The sequence below is a fragment of the Pseudomonas brassicacearum genome, from assembly GCF_003732265.1.
GTDB lineage: Bacteria > Pseudomonadota > Gammaproteobacteria > Pseudomonadales > Pseudomonadaceae > Aquipseudomonas > Aquipseudomonas brassicacearum_D.
This window is the reverse complement of the sequence record NZ_MOBK01000006.1, coordinates 251,391-267,351: the sequence shown is the minus strand read 5'-3', so window position 1 is coordinate 267,351 and position 15,961 is coordinate 251,391. Positions and strand designations below refer to the sequence as shown.

The 15,961-nt window shown below is 60.7% G+C and carries 14 protein-coding genes; 11 read left to right on the top strand and 3 right to left on the bottom strand.

All coding sequences use genetic code 11. The annotated features are described in order from the left end of the window. Window positions 1-126: 126 nt before the first annotated feature. Window positions 127-684: a cysteine hydrolase family protein gene (locus tag BK660_RS13910; protein ID WP_123433751.1), complete on the bottom strand. Its 558-nt coding sequence runs from the start codon at window positions 682-684 to the stop codon at window positions 127-129. Between the two features lie 144 nt (window positions 685-828). Between BK660_RS13910 and BK660_RS13905 the strand changes: the two genes are divergently transcribed. The 11 genes from BK660_RS13905 to pdeM all read left to right on the top strand — a co-directional run bounded on the left by BK660_RS13905 (window position 829) and on the right by pdeM (window position 14,827). After that, complete coding sequence (locus BK660_RS13905) at window positions 829-1,473, top strand: glutathione S-transferase N-terminal domain-containing protein (RefSeq protein ID WP_123434608.1); 645 nt, start codon at window positions 829-831, stop codon at window positions 1,471-1,473. A gap of 314 nt (window positions 1,474-1,787) precedes the next feature. Further along, window positions 1,788-4,238, top strand: a complete 2,451-nt coding sequence (locus tag BK660_RS13900) for a penicillin acylase family protein (RefSeq protein ID WP_123433750.1) — start codon at window positions 1,788-1,790, stop codon at window positions 4,236-4,238. 198 nt (window positions 4,239-4,436) lie between these two features. After that, the gene (locus BK660_RS13895) at window positions 4,437-5,471 is read left to right on the top strand and encodes a ligase-associated DNA damage response exonuclease (RefSeq protein ID WP_123433749.1); all 1,035 of its coding nucleotides are present in this window, start codon (window positions 4,437-4,439) and stop codon (window positions 5,469-5,471) included. Beyond that, window positions 5,468-7,156, top strand: a complete 1,689-nt coding sequence (locus tag BK660_RS13890; protein WP_123433748.1) for an ATP-dependent DNA ligase — start codon at window positions 5,468-5,470, stop codon at window positions 7,154-7,156. The genes BK660_RS13895 and BK660_RS13890 overlap by 4 nt, the downstream gene beginning before the upstream one ends. Before the next feature lie 227 nt (window positions 7,157-7,383). Then, window positions 7,384-8,166 (top strand): transporter substrate-binding domain-containing protein, encoded by a 783-nt coding sequence (locus BK660_RS13885; protein ID WP_123433747.1) that lies wholly within the window; start codon window positions 7,384-7,386, stop codon window positions 8,164-8,166. 56 nt (window positions 8,167-8,222) lie between these two features. Next, window positions 8,223-8,951, top strand: a complete 729-nt coding sequence (locus tag BK660_RS13880; protein WP_033058975.1) for an ABC transporter permease — start codon at window positions 8,223-8,225, stop codon at window positions 8,949-8,951. Further along, complete coding sequence (locus BK660_RS13875; RefSeq protein ID WP_123433746.1) at window positions 8,948-9,658, top strand: ABC transporter permease; 711 nt, start codon at window positions 8,948-8,950, stop codon at window positions 9,656-9,658. The genes BK660_RS13880 and BK660_RS13875 overlap by 4 nt, the downstream gene beginning before the upstream one ends. 24 nt (window positions 9,659-9,682) lie before the next feature. Further along, window positions 9,683-10,801, top strand: coding sequence for a succinylglutamate desuccinylase/aspartoacylase family protein (locus BK660_RS13870; RefSeq protein WP_123433745.1), 1,119 nt, complete (start codon window positions 9,683-9,685; stop codon window positions 10,799-10,801). 13 nt (window positions 10,802-10,814) lie between these two features. Next, window positions 10,815-11,579: an ABC transporter ATP-binding protein gene (locus BK660_RS13865; protein WP_027925665.1), complete on the top strand. Its 765-nt coding sequence runs from the start codon at window positions 10,815-10,817 to the stop codon at window positions 11,577-11,579. A 105-nt stretch (window positions 11,580-11,684) separates the two neighbouring features. Further along, a complete protein-coding gene (locus BK660_RS13860; protein ID WP_123433744.1) occupies window positions 11,685-14,171 on the top strand; it encodes a ligase-associated DNA damage response DEXH box helicase in 2,487 nt (828 codons plus the stop codon). Next, window positions 14,171-14,827 carry a ligase-associated DNA damage response endonuclease PdeM gene (pdeM, locus tag BK660_RS13855; RefSeq protein WP_123433743.1) on the top strand — a complete coding sequence of 219 codons (657 nt, stop codon included), beginning with the start codon at window positions 14,171-14,173 and terminating at the stop codon, window positions 14,825-14,827. The genes BK660_RS13860 and pdeM overlap by 1 nt, the downstream gene beginning before the upstream one ends. Window positions 14,828-14,874: 47 nt before the next feature. Here the strand turns inward: pdeM and BK660_RS13850 are convergent, their stop codons facing one another. Further along, window positions 14,875-15,084, bottom strand: coding sequence for a hypothetical protein (locus BK660_RS13850; RefSeq protein ID WP_007947208.1), 210 nt, complete (start codon window positions 15,082-15,084; stop codon window positions 14,875-14,877). Between the two features lie 107 nt (window positions 15,085-15,191). Then, the gene (gene dcd, locus BK660_RS13845; protein ID WP_007904652.1) at window positions 15,192-15,758 is read right to left on the bottom strand and encodes a dCTP deaminase; all 567 of its coding nucleotides are present in this window, start codon (window positions 15,756-15,758) and stop codon (window positions 15,192-15,194) included. Window positions 15,759-15,961: the final 203 nt, after the last annotated feature.

Here is a 15,961-nt window from a genome sequence, read left to right as displayed (position 1 = left end):
GCCTGTTGAATCGCCTTCGCGAGCAAGCCCGCTCCCACATTCGATCGCATTCTTCCTGGAAGAACCCGGTTAAATGTGGGAGCGGCGGTGCGACGATTCGACTTGCTCGCGAAGAGGCCGCCAAGGTCACTCTCCAGTCAGGATCTGCACAGTGCTCACGACCGTCGCATACTCCCCCTGCAAATTCCCCAGCGACATCGCATGCACGTCTTCAGCTGAACGTGCCTTACCAAAATAATCCGCCTTGTCGAAGGTAAAACACGCATCCTCCGCCACCCACGCTTCAAACCCCAGATTCCCGGCCGTGCGCGCCGTGGACTCCACCGAGTTATTCGTTGCCACGCCCACAATCACCAACTGCTCAATCCCAGCCTCGCGCAAACTCGCCTCCAGCCCCGTCGCACAAAAGGCATCCGGTACCTGTTTCTGGATCAGTTGTTCGCCGGTCATTGGCTGGAACCGTTCCTGAAATTCCACTCCCGACTGCTGCGGCCAGAACACTGAATCCGGTGAGCGGGACAAGTGCTGCACGTGAATCACCGGTCGCCCGGTTCGGCGCCAAAACGCCAACAGATCAACGATTCGCTCCTCGGCCTGAGGATTATTCCGGCGACCGAGCCGGGGATGCAGAATGCCTTTTTGTTGATCGATGATGATCAGCGCTGCGCGGGTCTTGAGCTCCATTCCGGCTTTTCTCCTGCGGGGTCATTGAATTTCATCCACTTCAGCATCACCTCCTTTAACAGGCAAGCCATCGAACGCAAACAGGACGACCTGATGCCCGCGGTTGCTGTCCCACCTGACACCCTCCTTGATGTGGAGCACTTCATGATCGACCTGTATTACTGGACCACCCCCAACGGCCACAAAATCTCGATATTCCTGGAAGAGGCCGGCCTGCCGTACAACGTGCACCCGATCAACATCAGCCAGAACGAGCAGTTCAAACCCGAGTTCCTGAAAATTTCGCCGAACAACAAGATCCCGGCCATCGTCGATCATGAGCCGGTGGATGGCGGTGAGCCGTTGTCGGTGTTCGAGTCGGGAGCGATCTTGCTGTACCTCGCGGAAAAAACCGGCCGGTTCCTCCCCAAGGACCTGCGCGGTCGTCAACTGGCGCTGCAATGGTTGTTCTGGCAAATGGGCGGCTTGGGGCCGATGGCCGGGCAAAACCATCACTTCAGCCAGTTCGCCCCGGAAAAAATTCCCTACGCGATCAAACGCTACATCGATGAGACCGCGCGCCTGTACGGGGTGCTGGACAAGCAACTGGCGAACAATGAGTTTGTCGCCGGCAGCGAATACAGCATTGCCGACATGGCGATCTACCCGTGGATCGTGTCCCACAAGTGGCAGAGCCAGAACCTGGAAGACTTCCCGAACGTGCTGCGCTGGTTCAACCACATCCAGAACCGCCCGGCGACGGTGAAGGCCTATGCCTTGGCGGCCAAAATCAACCCACCAAAATCCTGAAGACAACGCTTTCTCCTGTGGCGAGGGGGCTTGTCGGACCGCCGCACCGCCCCGTTCGGCGGCGAAGCCGTCGCAATACGATAGGCGCGGTATCACTGACAGACTGCGCTGAAAGGATTGGGGCCGCTTCGCGACCCAACGGGGGCAAGCCCCCTCGCCACAGCAAGCTCCCTCGCCACAAGAGCCATCATTTCCCCCGAAGTTGTGGTTTATCAGACAAATCTTGAAATAACCCCGCCCGCCGCTTGCGCGCCCTCCTCCTGCTCACTAACGTAGCGCCTTTATTGCGCCTTTACCCCCGCAGGAGCTTTGCCATGGCCTCGCCAGCCCTTACACATTTCCTTCCCCGGTTCGGCGTTGCCGCAGCAGTGGCCGGTGTCTTGAGCCTGTCCGGTTGTCAGACCTGGGACGCTCAGGACACCCTCCCGCCGACCTCCGGTGTGCAGCCGCTCAAGGGCTTGGCGCAGAACGTTTCGGTGCGCCGCAATGCCATGGGCATGCCGTTGATCGAAAGCAACAGCTTCCACGACGCGTTGTTCGCCCTCGGTTACGTCCATGCCAGCGACCGCATCACGCAAATGGTTACCCTGCGCCTGCTGGCCGAAGGCCGTCTGGCAGAGATGTCCGGCGCCGACCTGCTCGACGCCGACCGCTACATGCGCGCGGTCAATCTGAAGAAAAGCGCCGGCGAGTTGTACAAAGCCTCTTCGCCGCGCCTCAAACGCTTCTTTGAAGTCTATGCGCGCGGCGTCAACGCCTACCTGTTCCGCTACCGCGACAAGCTGCCAGCGGACCTCGCGGCCACTGGCTACAAGCCTGAATACTGGAAACCGGAAGATTCGGCGTTGATCTTCTGCCTGCTGAACTTCAGCCAGTCGGCCAACCTGCCGGAAGAAATTTCCTCGTTGATGCTGGCCCAGACCGTCACCACCGACAAACTCGCCTGGCTGACCCCGTCCGCGCCCGATGAAAAACTGCCGCTGGGCGAAGCCGACAAACTGCAGGGCATCAAGCTCAACGGCGCGATCCCCGGCCTGGCCGAAATCAGCAAAGCCACAGGGCAACTTTCCGACCTGAATCTGTTGGGTGCCACTTCGTCGAACAACTGGGCGATCGGCCCGCAACGCAGCCGCACTGGCAAAAGCATTTTGGCCAGTGACAGCCATGGCCCATTGGGCGTGCCGTCGCTGTTCAGCTACGTGCAGATCCGCGCGCCGAAATATCAGGCGGCGGGCGTGACCATTGCCGGTTTGCCGATGGTGCTCGGTGGTTTCAACGGCAAAGTGGCCTGGAGCATGACCACGGTCATGGGCGACAACCAGGACCTGTTCCTGGAAAAAATCAAACGCCAGGGCAACGGCCTGACGTACGAAGTGGCCGGCAAATGGCAGCCTGCCGTCGTACGCAACGAAACCTACTTCGTCAAAGGCCAGCGGCCGATTCGCGAAGCGGTGTACGAAACCCGTCACGGCCCGCTGCTCAACAGCGCCCAAGGCACCACGCTGGCCAACGGTTTCGGCCTGGCCCTGCAAATGCCGAGCTTCACCGACGACAAATCCCTGGACGCGTTTTTCGACCTGTCCCGGGCCCAGACCGTCGAGAAAGCCTCGGACGCCAGCCGCGAAATCCGCGCCATCGCCCTGAATCTGGTGTTCGCCGATGCGAGCAACATCGGCTGGCAAGTCACCGGCCGCTACCCGAACCGCCGCGAAGGCGAAGGTCTGCTGCCGTCGCCGGGCTGGGAAGGACGCTACGATTGGGACGGTTACGCCGACCCGATGCTGCACCCCTACGACCAGGACCCCGCCCAAGGCTGGCTCGGCACTGCCAACCAGCGCGTCATTCCCCATGGCTACGGCATGCAACTGTCCAATTCCTGGGCCGCACCGGAACGTGGCGAACGCCTGGCCGAACTGGCGGGCGCCGGCAAACACGACACGCGCAGCGTGATCGCGATGCAATACGACCAGACCACCACCTTCGCCGCCAAACTGAAGAAAATGTTTGAAGCACCGGGCATGTCCCAACCGCTCAAGCAGGCGATTGAAGCGCTGCCGGCTGCCGATCGCGGCAAGGCTCACGAGGCGTATACCCGTCTGATGGCGTTCGACGGCAAACTCGGCACGACCTCGGCTGACGCAGCGATTTACCAGTTGTTCCTGCAAGAAAGCATGAAGCAAATCTTCTTCGACGAACTGGGTCCGGAAAGCAGCCCGACGTGGAAAGCCTTCGTGGCCAATGGCAAGTTGTCCTACGCAGCGCAGGCCGATCATCTGCTGGGGCGCGAGGACAGCCCGTTCTGGGATGACGCCCGCACACCGCAGAAAGAAGATAAGCCGACGATCCTCGCCCGCAGTCTGGCCGCAGCGATCAGCGCCGGCGACAGCCAGTTGGGTGGCGATCACAAAGCCTGGCAGTGGGGCAAATTGCACCGCTACGAATGGAAAAACGCCAATGGCCAGACCGTTCGCGGCCCGGTTGCGGCAGGCGGGGACCACACCACGCTGAACACCGCGGCGTTCGCTTGGGGCCAGGACTTCAACACCACGCTGGCACCGGCCATGCGCTTTATCGTCGACTTCGGCCAGGCCGAGCCGCTGATGGGCCAGAACGGCACCGGTCAGTCGGGCAACCCGGCCAGCCCGAACTATCTGAACAGCATCGATCCTTGGCTCAAAGGGCAATACATGAGCCTGCCGATGCAGCCGCAGAACTTTGACAAGGTGTATGGCAAGACTCAACTGACCCTGACACCCGGGAAGTAAGGCTCACCACCGAGCAAATGTGGGAGCGGGCTTGCTCGCGAAAGCGATCTGACATTCAGCATCGTCGTTGAATGTTAAGCCGCCTTCGCGAGCAAGCCCGCTCCCACATTGGAATGTTGTTCGCCAATGAAATCTCGATAGAACTTCTGGCTTCACGCCAACCTCATAGCTAACAAGTCCCTCCATATTGGTAACGACATGGATCTTGTTATCGCGCGTCCTGAAGGTTTGTACTGCCCGGCCGGGGATTTTTACATTGACCCGTGGCGGCCGGTCGAGCGCGCGATCATCACCCACGCTCACAGCGACCACGCCCGTAGCGGCAATCTTCATTACCTGGCCGCGTCAGCCGGCGAAGGCATCCTGCGCGCTCGCCTCGGTGCCGACATCAACCTGCAAACCCTGCCTTACGGGCAACCCCTCCAACATCACGGCGTCACCCTCAGTTTTCACCCCGCCGGCCATGTCCTCGGTTCGGCCCAGGTGCGTTTGGAATACGGCGGCGAGGTCTGGGTCGCCTCGGGGGATTACAAGACTGAAGCCGACGGCACGTGCGCGCCCTTCGAACCGGTGCGGTGCCATACGTTCATCACCGAATCGACCTTCGGCCTGCCGATCTATCGCTGGCAGCCCCAGGCAGAAGTGTTTGCCGAGATCAATCAGTGGTGGCAGGCCAATGCCGCCGCCGACCTCGCCAGCGTGCTGCTCTGCTACTCGTTCGGCAAAGCCCAGCGCATTCTCCACGGCATCGACGCCAGCCTCGGCCCCATTCTGGTGCACGGCGCCGTGGAACCGCTCAACCAGGTGTATCGCCAGAGCGGCGTTTACCTGCCGCCCACGATCTATGCCGGTGACGTCAAAAAAAGCGACCCGATGATGCGCAAAGCCCTGATCATCGCCCCGCCATCAGCGGGCGCCAGCACCTGGATGCGGCGTTTCGGCGAGTACAGCGACGGCTTCGCCAGCGGCTGGATGCGTTTGCGTGGCACCCGCCGCCGGCGCGGAGTCGACCGCGGATTTGTCCTGTCCGACCATGCCGATTGGCCGGGCCTGCTGTGGGCGATCGAACAGACTGGCGCCGAGCGGGTGATGGTGACCCACGGTTCGGTCGGCGTGCTGGTGCGCCATCTGCGTGAACGGGGACTGGATGCGCAGGGTTTCACCACCGAGTACGGCGATGACGAGGAAGAACACGCCGGGATCGAACCTGAGAAAGACAAGGTGCCGGCATGAAGGCATTCGCCGAGCTGTACGCCGAACTCGACGCCACTACGTCGAGCAACGCCAAATTGGCCGCGATGCAACATTACTTTGCCCAGGCCTCACCGCAAGATGCCGCCTGGGCGGTGTATTTTTTGTCCGGTGGGCGGCCTCGGCAATTGGTCCCGGTGCGCGTGCTGCGTGAGTTGGCGGAAGCGGTTTCCGGGCTTGAACCCTGGCTGTTCGAAGAAAGTTATCAAGCGGTGGGCGATCTGGCGGAAACCATCTCGCTGGTGTTGCCCGAATCGCCGCACCGCTCCACCGACGGGTTGGCGGTATGGATTGAAGACAAGCTGCTGCCACTGCGCGGCGAGTCTCCCGAAGTGCTCGCCGAGCGCCTGCCCGAACTCTGGGCACAACTGGATCGCGCCAGTCTGATGCTGTGCATCAAACTGATCACCGGCAGCTTCCGCGTTGGCGTCTCCAAATTGCTGGTGACCCGTGCGCTGGCGGCCATGGCCGGTCTCGACAGCAAACGCGTGGCCCAGCGCATGGTCGCGTACACCGACCTGTCGCATCGCCCGAATGCGGCGAGTTACCTGAAACTGATCGCCGCCGAATCCGCGGGTGAACATGCTGAACGGGGTGGGCAGCCCTATCCTTTCTTTCTGGCCCATGCGCTGTCGCAACCGGTCGAGCAATTTGAAGGGTTGCTTGGCCCCACCAGCCAATGGCTGGTGGAATGGAAATGGGATGGCATCCGCGCCCAACTGGTCAAGCGCGACGGACGTTTGTGGATTTGGTCCCGGGGTGAAGAGTTGGTGACTGAGCGCTTTCCCGAGTTCGATCATCTGGTGCACGGCTTACCTGACGGCACCGTGATCGACGGCGAAATCGTCGCCTGGAAAAGCGCCCGCCCCGGCACCGAAGATGCCTTCGATCCAGCCTCACCCGCCGCCCCCTCCGTGCAGCCATTTGCCCTGTTGCAGCAGCGCATCGGACGCAAAGTCCTCGGCAAGAAAATCCTCGATGAGGTGCCCGTGGTCCTGCTCGCTTACGACCTGCTGGAATGGGCCGGTGAAGACTGGCGCACGCAACCACAGGCCAGGCGTCGCACTCAATTGGAGCAGGTGATCGCCACCTGCCACGACCCGGTGTTACTGCTCTCCCCGGTGTTGACCGGTGAAGACTGGCTCGACCTCGCCCGCCAACGGGAAGCCTCCCGCCGCCTCGGCGTCGAAGGCATGATGCTCAAGGCCCGGGATTCGCTGTACGGCGTAGGTCGGACCAAGGACATGGGCGTGTGGTGGAAATGGAAAGTCGACCCGTTCAGCGTCGATGCGGTGCTGATCTATGCCCAACGCGGCCATGGACGGCGGGCCAGTCTCTACAGCGATTACACCTTCGCGGTCTGGGACGGCCCGCCCGACGCCAGCGAACGCGCGCTGGTGCCCTTCGCCAAAGCCTATTCAGGCTTGACTGATGAAGAAATGCGTCAGGTCGACAGCATCGTGCGCAAAACCACGGTGGAGAAATTCGGCCCGGTGAGCAGTGTGAAACCCAGCCTGGTGTTTGAGCTGGGGTTTGAAGGCATCGCCCTGTCAAAACGCCACAAGAGCGGGATCGCCGTGCGTTTCCCCAGGATGCTGCGCTGGCGTCAGGACAAGTCAGTCGAAGAGGCTGACAATCTCGGGACCCTGCAAAATCTGCTCGGCTGACCCGATTCCCCCTACATTAATTTGTGCCGACCCGAACCATCTTGGTGCAGCCCTTCCACCGCGCCCGTTTTCGTGCACAATTCCCCCGCAGTCACTTCCTGTATGACCTTTTAAAACGCTTGTTCGGGACTCTGGTTCGGAAATTGCTACTTTCAATAGGTCTTACGCTTACCAGTAACAATAATTCTGCGCCACAAGCGCTCATATTGGTTCTTAGGGATTGAATAATGAAAAAAGCATTGCTGACCCTTTCTGCACTGGCGTTGTGCATGGCTGCTGGTTCCGCCATGGCAAAGGAATACAAGGAACTGCGTTTTGGCGTTGACCCTTCCTACGCACCGTTCGAGTCGAAAGCGGCCGACGGCAGCCTGGTAGGCTTCGACATCGATCTGGGGAACGCGATCTGCGCCGAGCTGAAGGTCAAGTGCAAATGGGTCGAAAGCGATTTCGACGGCATGATTCCGGGCCTCAAGGCCAATAAATTCGACGGTGTGATCTCTTCGATGACCGTCACCGAAGCCCGCGAAAAAGTCATCGACTTCTCCAGCGAGCTGTTCTCCGGCCCAACCGCTTACGTGTCGAAGAAAGGTTCTGGCATCACCGCAGACGTCGCTTCGCTCAAGGGCAAAACCGTCGGCTACGAGCAAGGCACCATTCAGGAAGCCTATGCCAAAGCCGTTCTGGACAAGGCTGGCGTGAAAACCCAGGCCTACGCCAACCAGGATCAGGTCTATGCCGACTTGACTTCCGGTCGTCTCGACGCGGGCATTCAGGACATGCTGCAAGCCGAACTGGGCTTCCTGAAGTCGCCACAAGGCGCCGATTACGATGTCAGCAAGCCAGTCGACAACGCTTTGCTGCCGGCCAAAACGGCTGTCGGTATTAAGAAAGGTAACACCGAGCTGAAAGCGCTTTTGGATAAAGGTATCAAAGCGTTACACGATGATGGCAAATACGCCGAGATTCAAAAGAAACACTTTGGCGATCTGAACCTGTACAGCGGCAAATAATGCCCGGCGCCCATCTCACGATGGGCGCTTTTTTTATCCGATCAGGTTGCTGATTTATGTTCGAAAACCTATTACAAAATCTGGGGCTCTCTGCCTTCAGCCTCAAGGGCTTCGGTCCGTTGCTGATGGAAGGCACCTGGATGACCATCAAATTATCGGCGTTGTCGCTCTTGGTGGCCGTTTTGCTCGGCTTGCTGGGCGCCAGTGCCAAACTGTCCAAAGTCAAACTGGTGCGCGTGCCGGCGCAGGTCTACACCACGCTGATTCGCGGCGTACCGGACCTGGTGCTGATGCTGCTGATTTTCTACAGCCTGCAAACCTGGCTGACGTCGTTCACCGACTTTATGGAATGGGAATACATCGAGATCAACCCGTTCAGCGCCGGGGTCATCACCCTGGGCTTCATCTATGGCGCGTACTTCACCGAAACCTTCCGTGGCGCGATTCTCGCAGTCCCGCGTGGCCAGGTTGAAGCCGCAACCGCATATGGCCTCAAGCGTGGCCAGCGTTTCTGGATCGTGGTATTCCCGCAAATGATGCGTTTTGCCCTGCCGGGGATCGGCAATAACTGGATGGTGATGCTCAAGGCCACTGCGCTGGTGTCGATCATCGGCCTCGCCGACCTGGTCAAAGCCGCTCAGGACGCCGGTAAAAGCACCTATCAACTCTTCTATTTCCTGGTGCTGGCCGCGGTTATTTACCTGCTGATTACCAGCGCCTCCAACTTCGTCTTGCGCTGGCTCGAACGCCGTTACGCCGCCGGTTCCCGGGAGGCCGTACGATGATCGAACTCTTGCAGGAATACTGGAAACCCTTCCTTTATACCGACGGCAACAACATCACCGGCCTGGCCATGACCCTGTGGCTGCTCAGCGCCTCGATCTTCATCGGTTTCCTGATGTCGATCCCGCTGTCCATCGCCCGGGTGTCGCCGCACTTCTACGTTCGTTGGCCGGTGCAGTTCTACACCTACCTGTTTCGCGGCACGCCGCTGTATATCCAGCTGCTGATTTGCTACACCGGCATCTACAGCCTGGCCGCCATCCGTGCACAACCGGTACTGGATGCGTTCTTTCGCGACGCGATGAACTGCACCATCCTCGCTTTCGCCCTGAACACCTGCGCCTACACCACGGAGATTTTCGCCGGGGCGATTCGCAGCATGAACCACGGTGAAGTCGAAGCCGCCAAAGCCTACGGCCTGACTGGCTGGAAGCTGTATGCCTACGTGATCATGCCGTCGGCCCTGCGTCGCTCGTTGCCGTATTACAGCAACGAAGTGATTCTGATGCTGCACTCGACCACCGTGGCGTTCACCGCGACCATCCCGGACATATTGAAAGTCGCTCGGGACGCCAACTCGGCGACCTTCCTGACCTTTCAGTCGTTCGGCATTGCCGCGCTGATCTACCTGACCGTGACCTTCGCGCTGGTCGGCCTGTTCCGTCTCGCCGAACGCCGCTGGCTGGCCTTCCTCGGGCCGACCCACTAGGACCCGCTTTAGGGATAAAGAGACATGCGCCACCAGATTCATGACCTGCTGGCCCCGCTGCCGGGGACTGCACGACAGATTCACAGTTTTCATTACGGCCCGACGTCGGCCCAAGGCAAGATCTACATCCAGTCGTCCCTGCACGCCGACGAAATGCCCGGCATGCTCGTGGCCTGGCACCTCAAGCAACGCCTGGCGGAGCTTGAAGCCAGCGGCCGCCTGCGCAGCGAAATCGTGCTGGTCCCCGTGGCCAACCCGGTGGGCCTGGAGCAAGTGGTGATGGATGTGCCGCTGGGCCGTTACGAGCTCGAAAGCGGGCAGAACTTCAATCGCTGGTTCGTCGATGTCAGCGAGGCGGTCGGCAACGAGATCGAAGCCCAACTCGGTGACGATCCGCAGCGCAACCTCGGGCTGATCCGCGACAGCTTGCGCAACGCCCTCGCCCGGCAAACCGCCAGCACCCAGTTGCAATCCCAGCGCCTGACCCTGCAACGCCTCGCCTGCGACGCGGACATGGTGCTGGACCTGCATTGCGATTTCGAAGCCGTCGCGCACCTCTACACCACGCCGGAAGCCTGGCCGCAGGTCGAGCCGCTGGCACGCTACATCGGTGCCGAGGCGAGTTTGCTGGCCACGGACTCCGGCGGTCAGTCGTTCGATGAATGTTTCACCCTGCTCTGGTGGCAGTTGAAGGAACGCTTCGGCGAACGCTTCGACATTCCGCTGGGCAGTTTCTCGGTGACCGTCGAATTGCGCGGCCAGGGTGACGTCAATCACCCGCTGGCGAGCCTCGATTGTCAGGCGCTGATCGATTACCTGATTCACTTCGGCGCCATCGCCGGCGAACCGGCGCCACTGCCCGAGCTGCCCTACCCGGCCACACCGCTGGCCGGCGTCGAGCCGGTGGAAACTCCGGTCGGCGGTCTGCTGGTGTTCACCGCACTACCGGGGGAATACCTGGAAGCCGGGCAACTGATCGCCGAAATCATTGACCCGATCAACGATCGCGTCACCCCCGTTCATTGCACCGCCGCCGGGTTGATGTACGCCCGCTCGCTACGGCGCATGGCCACTGCCGGCATGGTGATCGCGCATGTCGCGGGCGCCGAAGCCTATCGCAGTGGCTACCTACTTTCGCCTTGAGGATGTCTGCCCCATGTACAAACTGACCATCGAAGGCCTGCATAAAAGCTACGGCGATCATCAAGTCCTCAAAGGCGTTTCGCTCAAGGCCAACACCGGCGACGTCATCAGCCTGATCGGCGCCAGCGGCTCGGGTAAAAGTACCTTTCTGCGTTGCATCAACTTTCTCGAACAGCCCAACGACGGCGCGATGAGCCTGGACGGCCAGAACATCCGCATGATCAAGGATCGCCACGGCATGCACGTGGCCGACGCCAATGAACTGCAACGGATCCGCACCCGCCTGGCCATGGTGTTCCAGCACTTCAACCTGTGGAGCCACATGACCGTGCTGGAAAACATCACCATGGCTCCGCGCCGGGTGTTGGGTTGCAGCAAGGAAGAGGCCGAAGACCGCGCCCGGCGTTATCTGGACAAGGTTGGCCTGGCCGCGCGCGTCGCCGACCAGTACCCGGCGTTCCTGTCCGGCGGCCAGCAGCAACGTGTCGCGATTGCTCGCGCGTTGGCGATGGAACCGGAAGTCATGCTGTTTGACGAACCGACCTCGGCGCTCGATCCGGAACTGGTGGGTGAAGTACTTCGAGTGATTCAGGGCCTCGCCGAAGAAGGCCGGACCATGATCATGGTGACGCACGAAATGAGCTTCGCCCGCAAAGTCTCAAGTCAGGTGCTGTTCCTGCACCAGGGGCTGGTGGAAGAAGAAGGTGCGCCAGACGACGTGCTGGGCAATCCGAAGAGCGAACGGCTGAAGCAGTTCCTCAGCGGCAACCTCAAGTAACACCGCAAACCTGTGGGAGCGAGCTCGCTCCCACAAGGGATTTTTAAACTTGTCCCCTTGCGCCGCGGTCACTGAAAGAAGACTTTCAGAGCGCACACCGCCGGCATGGGAACCTCCCCCGACTACGCCAGACAATGGTTCACCGTCCGTGGATGGAAGCCGTTCGCCTTTCAGAAACAGGTGTGGACGGCGGTTAAACGTGGCGAGTCCGGATTGCTGCACGCCAGCACCGGTGCCGGTAAAACCTATGCAGTCTGGTTTGCTGCGCTCAATCGCTATGCCTCGTCTGCCACACCCGCTGCAACCCCTCGTAAACGAAAACCCGTCGCCCAACCTCTGACAGTCCTGTGGATAACCCCCATGCGTGCACTCGCGGCCGACACCGCTCGCGCCCTGGAAACGCCACTGCTCGACTTACAGATTCCATGGAGCGTCGGCCTGCGCACCGGCGACACCAGCACCAGCGAACGGGCACGACAGAGCCGGCGCCTGCCCACCACGCTGATCACCACGCCTGAAAGCCTGACCCTGATGCTCGCCCGCGCCGATGCGCAAACGGCGCTGGCGACTCTGCGCATGGTGGTGGTCGACGAGTGGCACGAGTTGCTGGGCAACAAGCGCGGCGTGCAATTGCAACTGGCCCTGGCCCGCCTGCGCCGCTGGAATCCGGCGCTGATCGTGTGGGGTGTTTCCGCGACGTTGGGTAATCAAGCTCACGCGGAAGAGGTACTTATCCCACAAGGGGGCGGCATCAGCGTTCAGGGCCAGACGTCCAAGGCGCTGCTCGTCGACACCTTGCTGCCGCCCGCCATCGAACGCTTTCCATGGGCCGGGCATATCGGTTTGAAGATGTTGCCGCAGGTCGTCGCGGAGCTGGAGTCCAGCCCCAGCAGCCTGGTGTTCACCAACACTCGCGCCCAGTCCGAGATCTGGTATCAGGCGCTACTGGAAGCTCGCCCCGATTGGGCCGGGCTGATCGCCTTGCATCACAGTTCACTGTCGCGCGACACACGTGACTGGGTCGAGCGAGCACTCAAGGAAGGTCAACTCAAAGCGGTGGTTTGCACCTCGAGTCTGGACTTGGGCGTGGATTTCTTACCGGTCGAGCGGGTGCTGCAAATCGGCTCGGCCAAAGGCGTGGCGCGACTGATGCAACGAGCCGGCCGTTCCGGGCATGCGCCGGGACGGACTTCGCGGGTGACGCTGGTCCCGACGCACAGCCTGGAATTGATTGAAGCGGCTGCGGCACAAGACGCCGTGGCGCAACGACGCATCGAGCCCCGCGAGTCACCGCATAAACCCCTGGATGTGCTGGTTCAACATCTGGTCAGCATGGCGCTGGGCGGTGGGTTTCTGCCCGATGAGTTGTACGAAGAGGTACGCGGTGCCTGGGCTTATCGCGACCTCAGCGTCGCGGATTGGAGCTGGGCGCTGGCGTTCGTACGCCATGGCGGACTGTCTCTGACAGCCTATCCGGACTACCGCCGGGTTGAACCGGATGAACAAGGCGTGTGGCGCGTACCCGATGCGCGACTGGCGCGGCGACATCGCATGAGCATCGGCACCATTGTCAGCGATGCGAGTATCCAGCTGAAGTTCTGGAGCAAGGGCGGTGGTGGCAAGCAATTGGGCAGCGTCGAGGAAGGGTTTATCGCGCGCTTGAAACCGGGCGACGGTTTTCTGTTTGCCGGGCGCCTGCTGGAATTGGTCCGGGTGGAAAACATGACCGCTTATGTCAAACGTGGCACCGCGAAAAAAGCCGCGGTGCCGCGCTGGAATGGCGGACGGATGCCGCTTTCCAATGAGCTGGCGCAAGCGGTGGTCGAGCGTTTCAGTGCGGCGGCGCAGGGCGAATTTGTCGGCCCGGAAATGCGCGCATTGCGGCCTCTTTTAGCGGTGCAGCAACGCTGGTCTGGCTTGCCGACCTCGACGACGTTGCTGGCCGAAGCGCTCAAGTCTCGCGAAGGCTGGCATCTGTTCCTGTATCCCTTTGCCGGGCGTCAGGTGCATCTGGGGCTGGCGAGTGTGTTGGCGTGGCGCGTGAGTCAGCAGCAGGCGGTCACGTTTTCCATCGCGGTGAATGATTATGGGCTGGAGTTGCTCAGCGCCACGCCTGTGGACTGGCCGCAGGTCTTGAGTCCCGGACTGTTGAGCCCCGAGCACCTGTTGGAAGACGTGCTCGCCAGTCTGAACGCCGGTGAACTGGCACTTCGCCGTTTCCGGGAAATCGCGCGGATCGCCGGGCTGGTGTTTGCGGGCTATCCGGGCGCGCCGAAAAGTACACGTCAGGTTCAGGCGTCGAGCGGGTTGTTCTTTGAAGTGTTTAAACAGTACGACGCGGGGAATCTGTTGCTGGCGCAGGCCGGGGAAGAAGTCCTACGGGAAGAACTGGATATTCAGCGGCTGGAACAGACGCTGGAGCGTATCAACCGAATGAGGCTGGACCTGCATCAGCTCAAACGTCCTACACCGCTGGGGTTTCCACTGTTGGTTGAGCGTATGCGCGAAAGCATGAGCTCGGAAAAACTCGCAGACCGTATCCGGCGCATGGTGACCGACCTCGAGAAAACCGCCGAAACCGGGAAAAGCTGATGAGTACGCCCTATCCCGTGCGACTGGCCGGTGAAGACCTGTGGCTGCTGCCGGAAAAAGCCCTCTACTGGCCGGCGCAACAAGCCCTGCTGATTGCCGATGTGCATTTTGGCAAAGCGGCGGCGTATCGAAGCCTTGGCCAACCGGTGCCCCATGGCACAACCGTCAGCAATATCGCGGTGCTGGACGGGTTGCTGGCGGCCCTGCCCTGTCGACAGCTGATTTTTCTCGGTGATTTTCTTCACGGACCCGGCTCTCATGCAGCGACCACGTTGGGCGCGCTGGCCGAATGGCGGGCGCGGCATGCTGATTTGCCGATGACGCTGATTCGCGGCAACCACGACAAACGAGCGGGCGACCCACCGGCCTCGCTGAACATCCGGGTCGTGCCTGAGCCGTTGCTACTGGGGCCATTCGCCTTGCAGCATGAACCCGACCCTCATCCTGATCGCCACGTGCTTGCCGGACACGTCCATCCCGTTTATCGGTTAAGAGGCAGGGGCCGGCAAAGTTTGCGCCTGGCGTGTTTCAGGCTGGGCGAAAGCATCAGCCTGCTTCCGGCTTTCGGAGCGTTTACCGGCGGGTATCAGGCCGAGCGGGACGACAGCTGCAGGATCTTTGTGATCGGCGACAACGAAACATGGCCAGTCAGCTGACGTCTTCAAGGACGTCAGCTGACTGGCCATTCATTTTCAATAACAGATCACGCGACAGGCGCGGGAGGCGGCTCATCCGGCAAGGTGGGTTCACCGGGCTCGGTAGGCTGCTCGTTCGGGGTATCGGGGTCGGGTTGACCGGGGATGCCCCCCGCCATGCTGACGGGTGGATGTGCCAACAAGGACCAGGCTAAAACGCCAATCTGATTGGGCTCAAGCCTTGCCAGTTCGGCACTTATTCGCGGATCGATCTTCATAAAGCACTCCTGAGCGAAGGCCCCGTCCGCTGTGCGCGAACCGGGCAGTACACCCAATAGAGTGTCTACCCGCTCAAGAATTCCCGCTGATTGGCCAGATGAACGGATCAGGTGCGCGGCAGCGTCACGCCACGCTGGCCCTGATACTTGCCGCCACGGTCCTTGTAGGAGACTTCGCACTCTTCGTCAGACTCAAGGAACAGCATCTGCGCCACACCTTCGTTCGCGTAGATTTTCGCCGGCAGATTGGTGGTGTTGGAGAACTCCAGGGTCACGTGACCTTCCCACTCTGGCTCGAGCGGCGTGACGTTGACGATGATGCCGCAGCGCGCGTAGGTGCTTTTACCCAGGCAAATGGTCAATACATTGCGCGGAATGCGGAAGTATTCGACGGTGCTGGCCAGGGCAAAGGAGTTCGGCGGAATGATGCAGACGTCGCTGTGGATATCGACGAAGCTGCCCGCATCGAAGTTTTTCGGGTCGACGATCGCCGAGTTGATGTTGGTAAACACCTTGAAGTGATTGGTGCAACGCACATCGTAGCCGTAGCTGGACACGCCGTAGGAGATCACACGGCTATCGTCGCTGCCGCGCACCTGGCGCTCAACGAAAGGTTCGATCATCCCGTGCTCTTGCGCCATGCGGCGAATCCACTTGTCCGATTTGATGCTCATGGCGGGTGTCCTGAATAGCGAGGTGGAAAAATTCTGTCCGGCATCTTACCGGGCGCGCGCTCCGGGTTCAAAGTCCGGGGCACAATTCTCGCCGATGTCCCGTGAATTCAGGGCCTTTCACCCAATCCAATGGACCGTCAGTCCTGAAAACAGAGAAACCTTCGCAAGAAGCATTGGCACGTCCCGGAAAAAGGGTTAAGGTG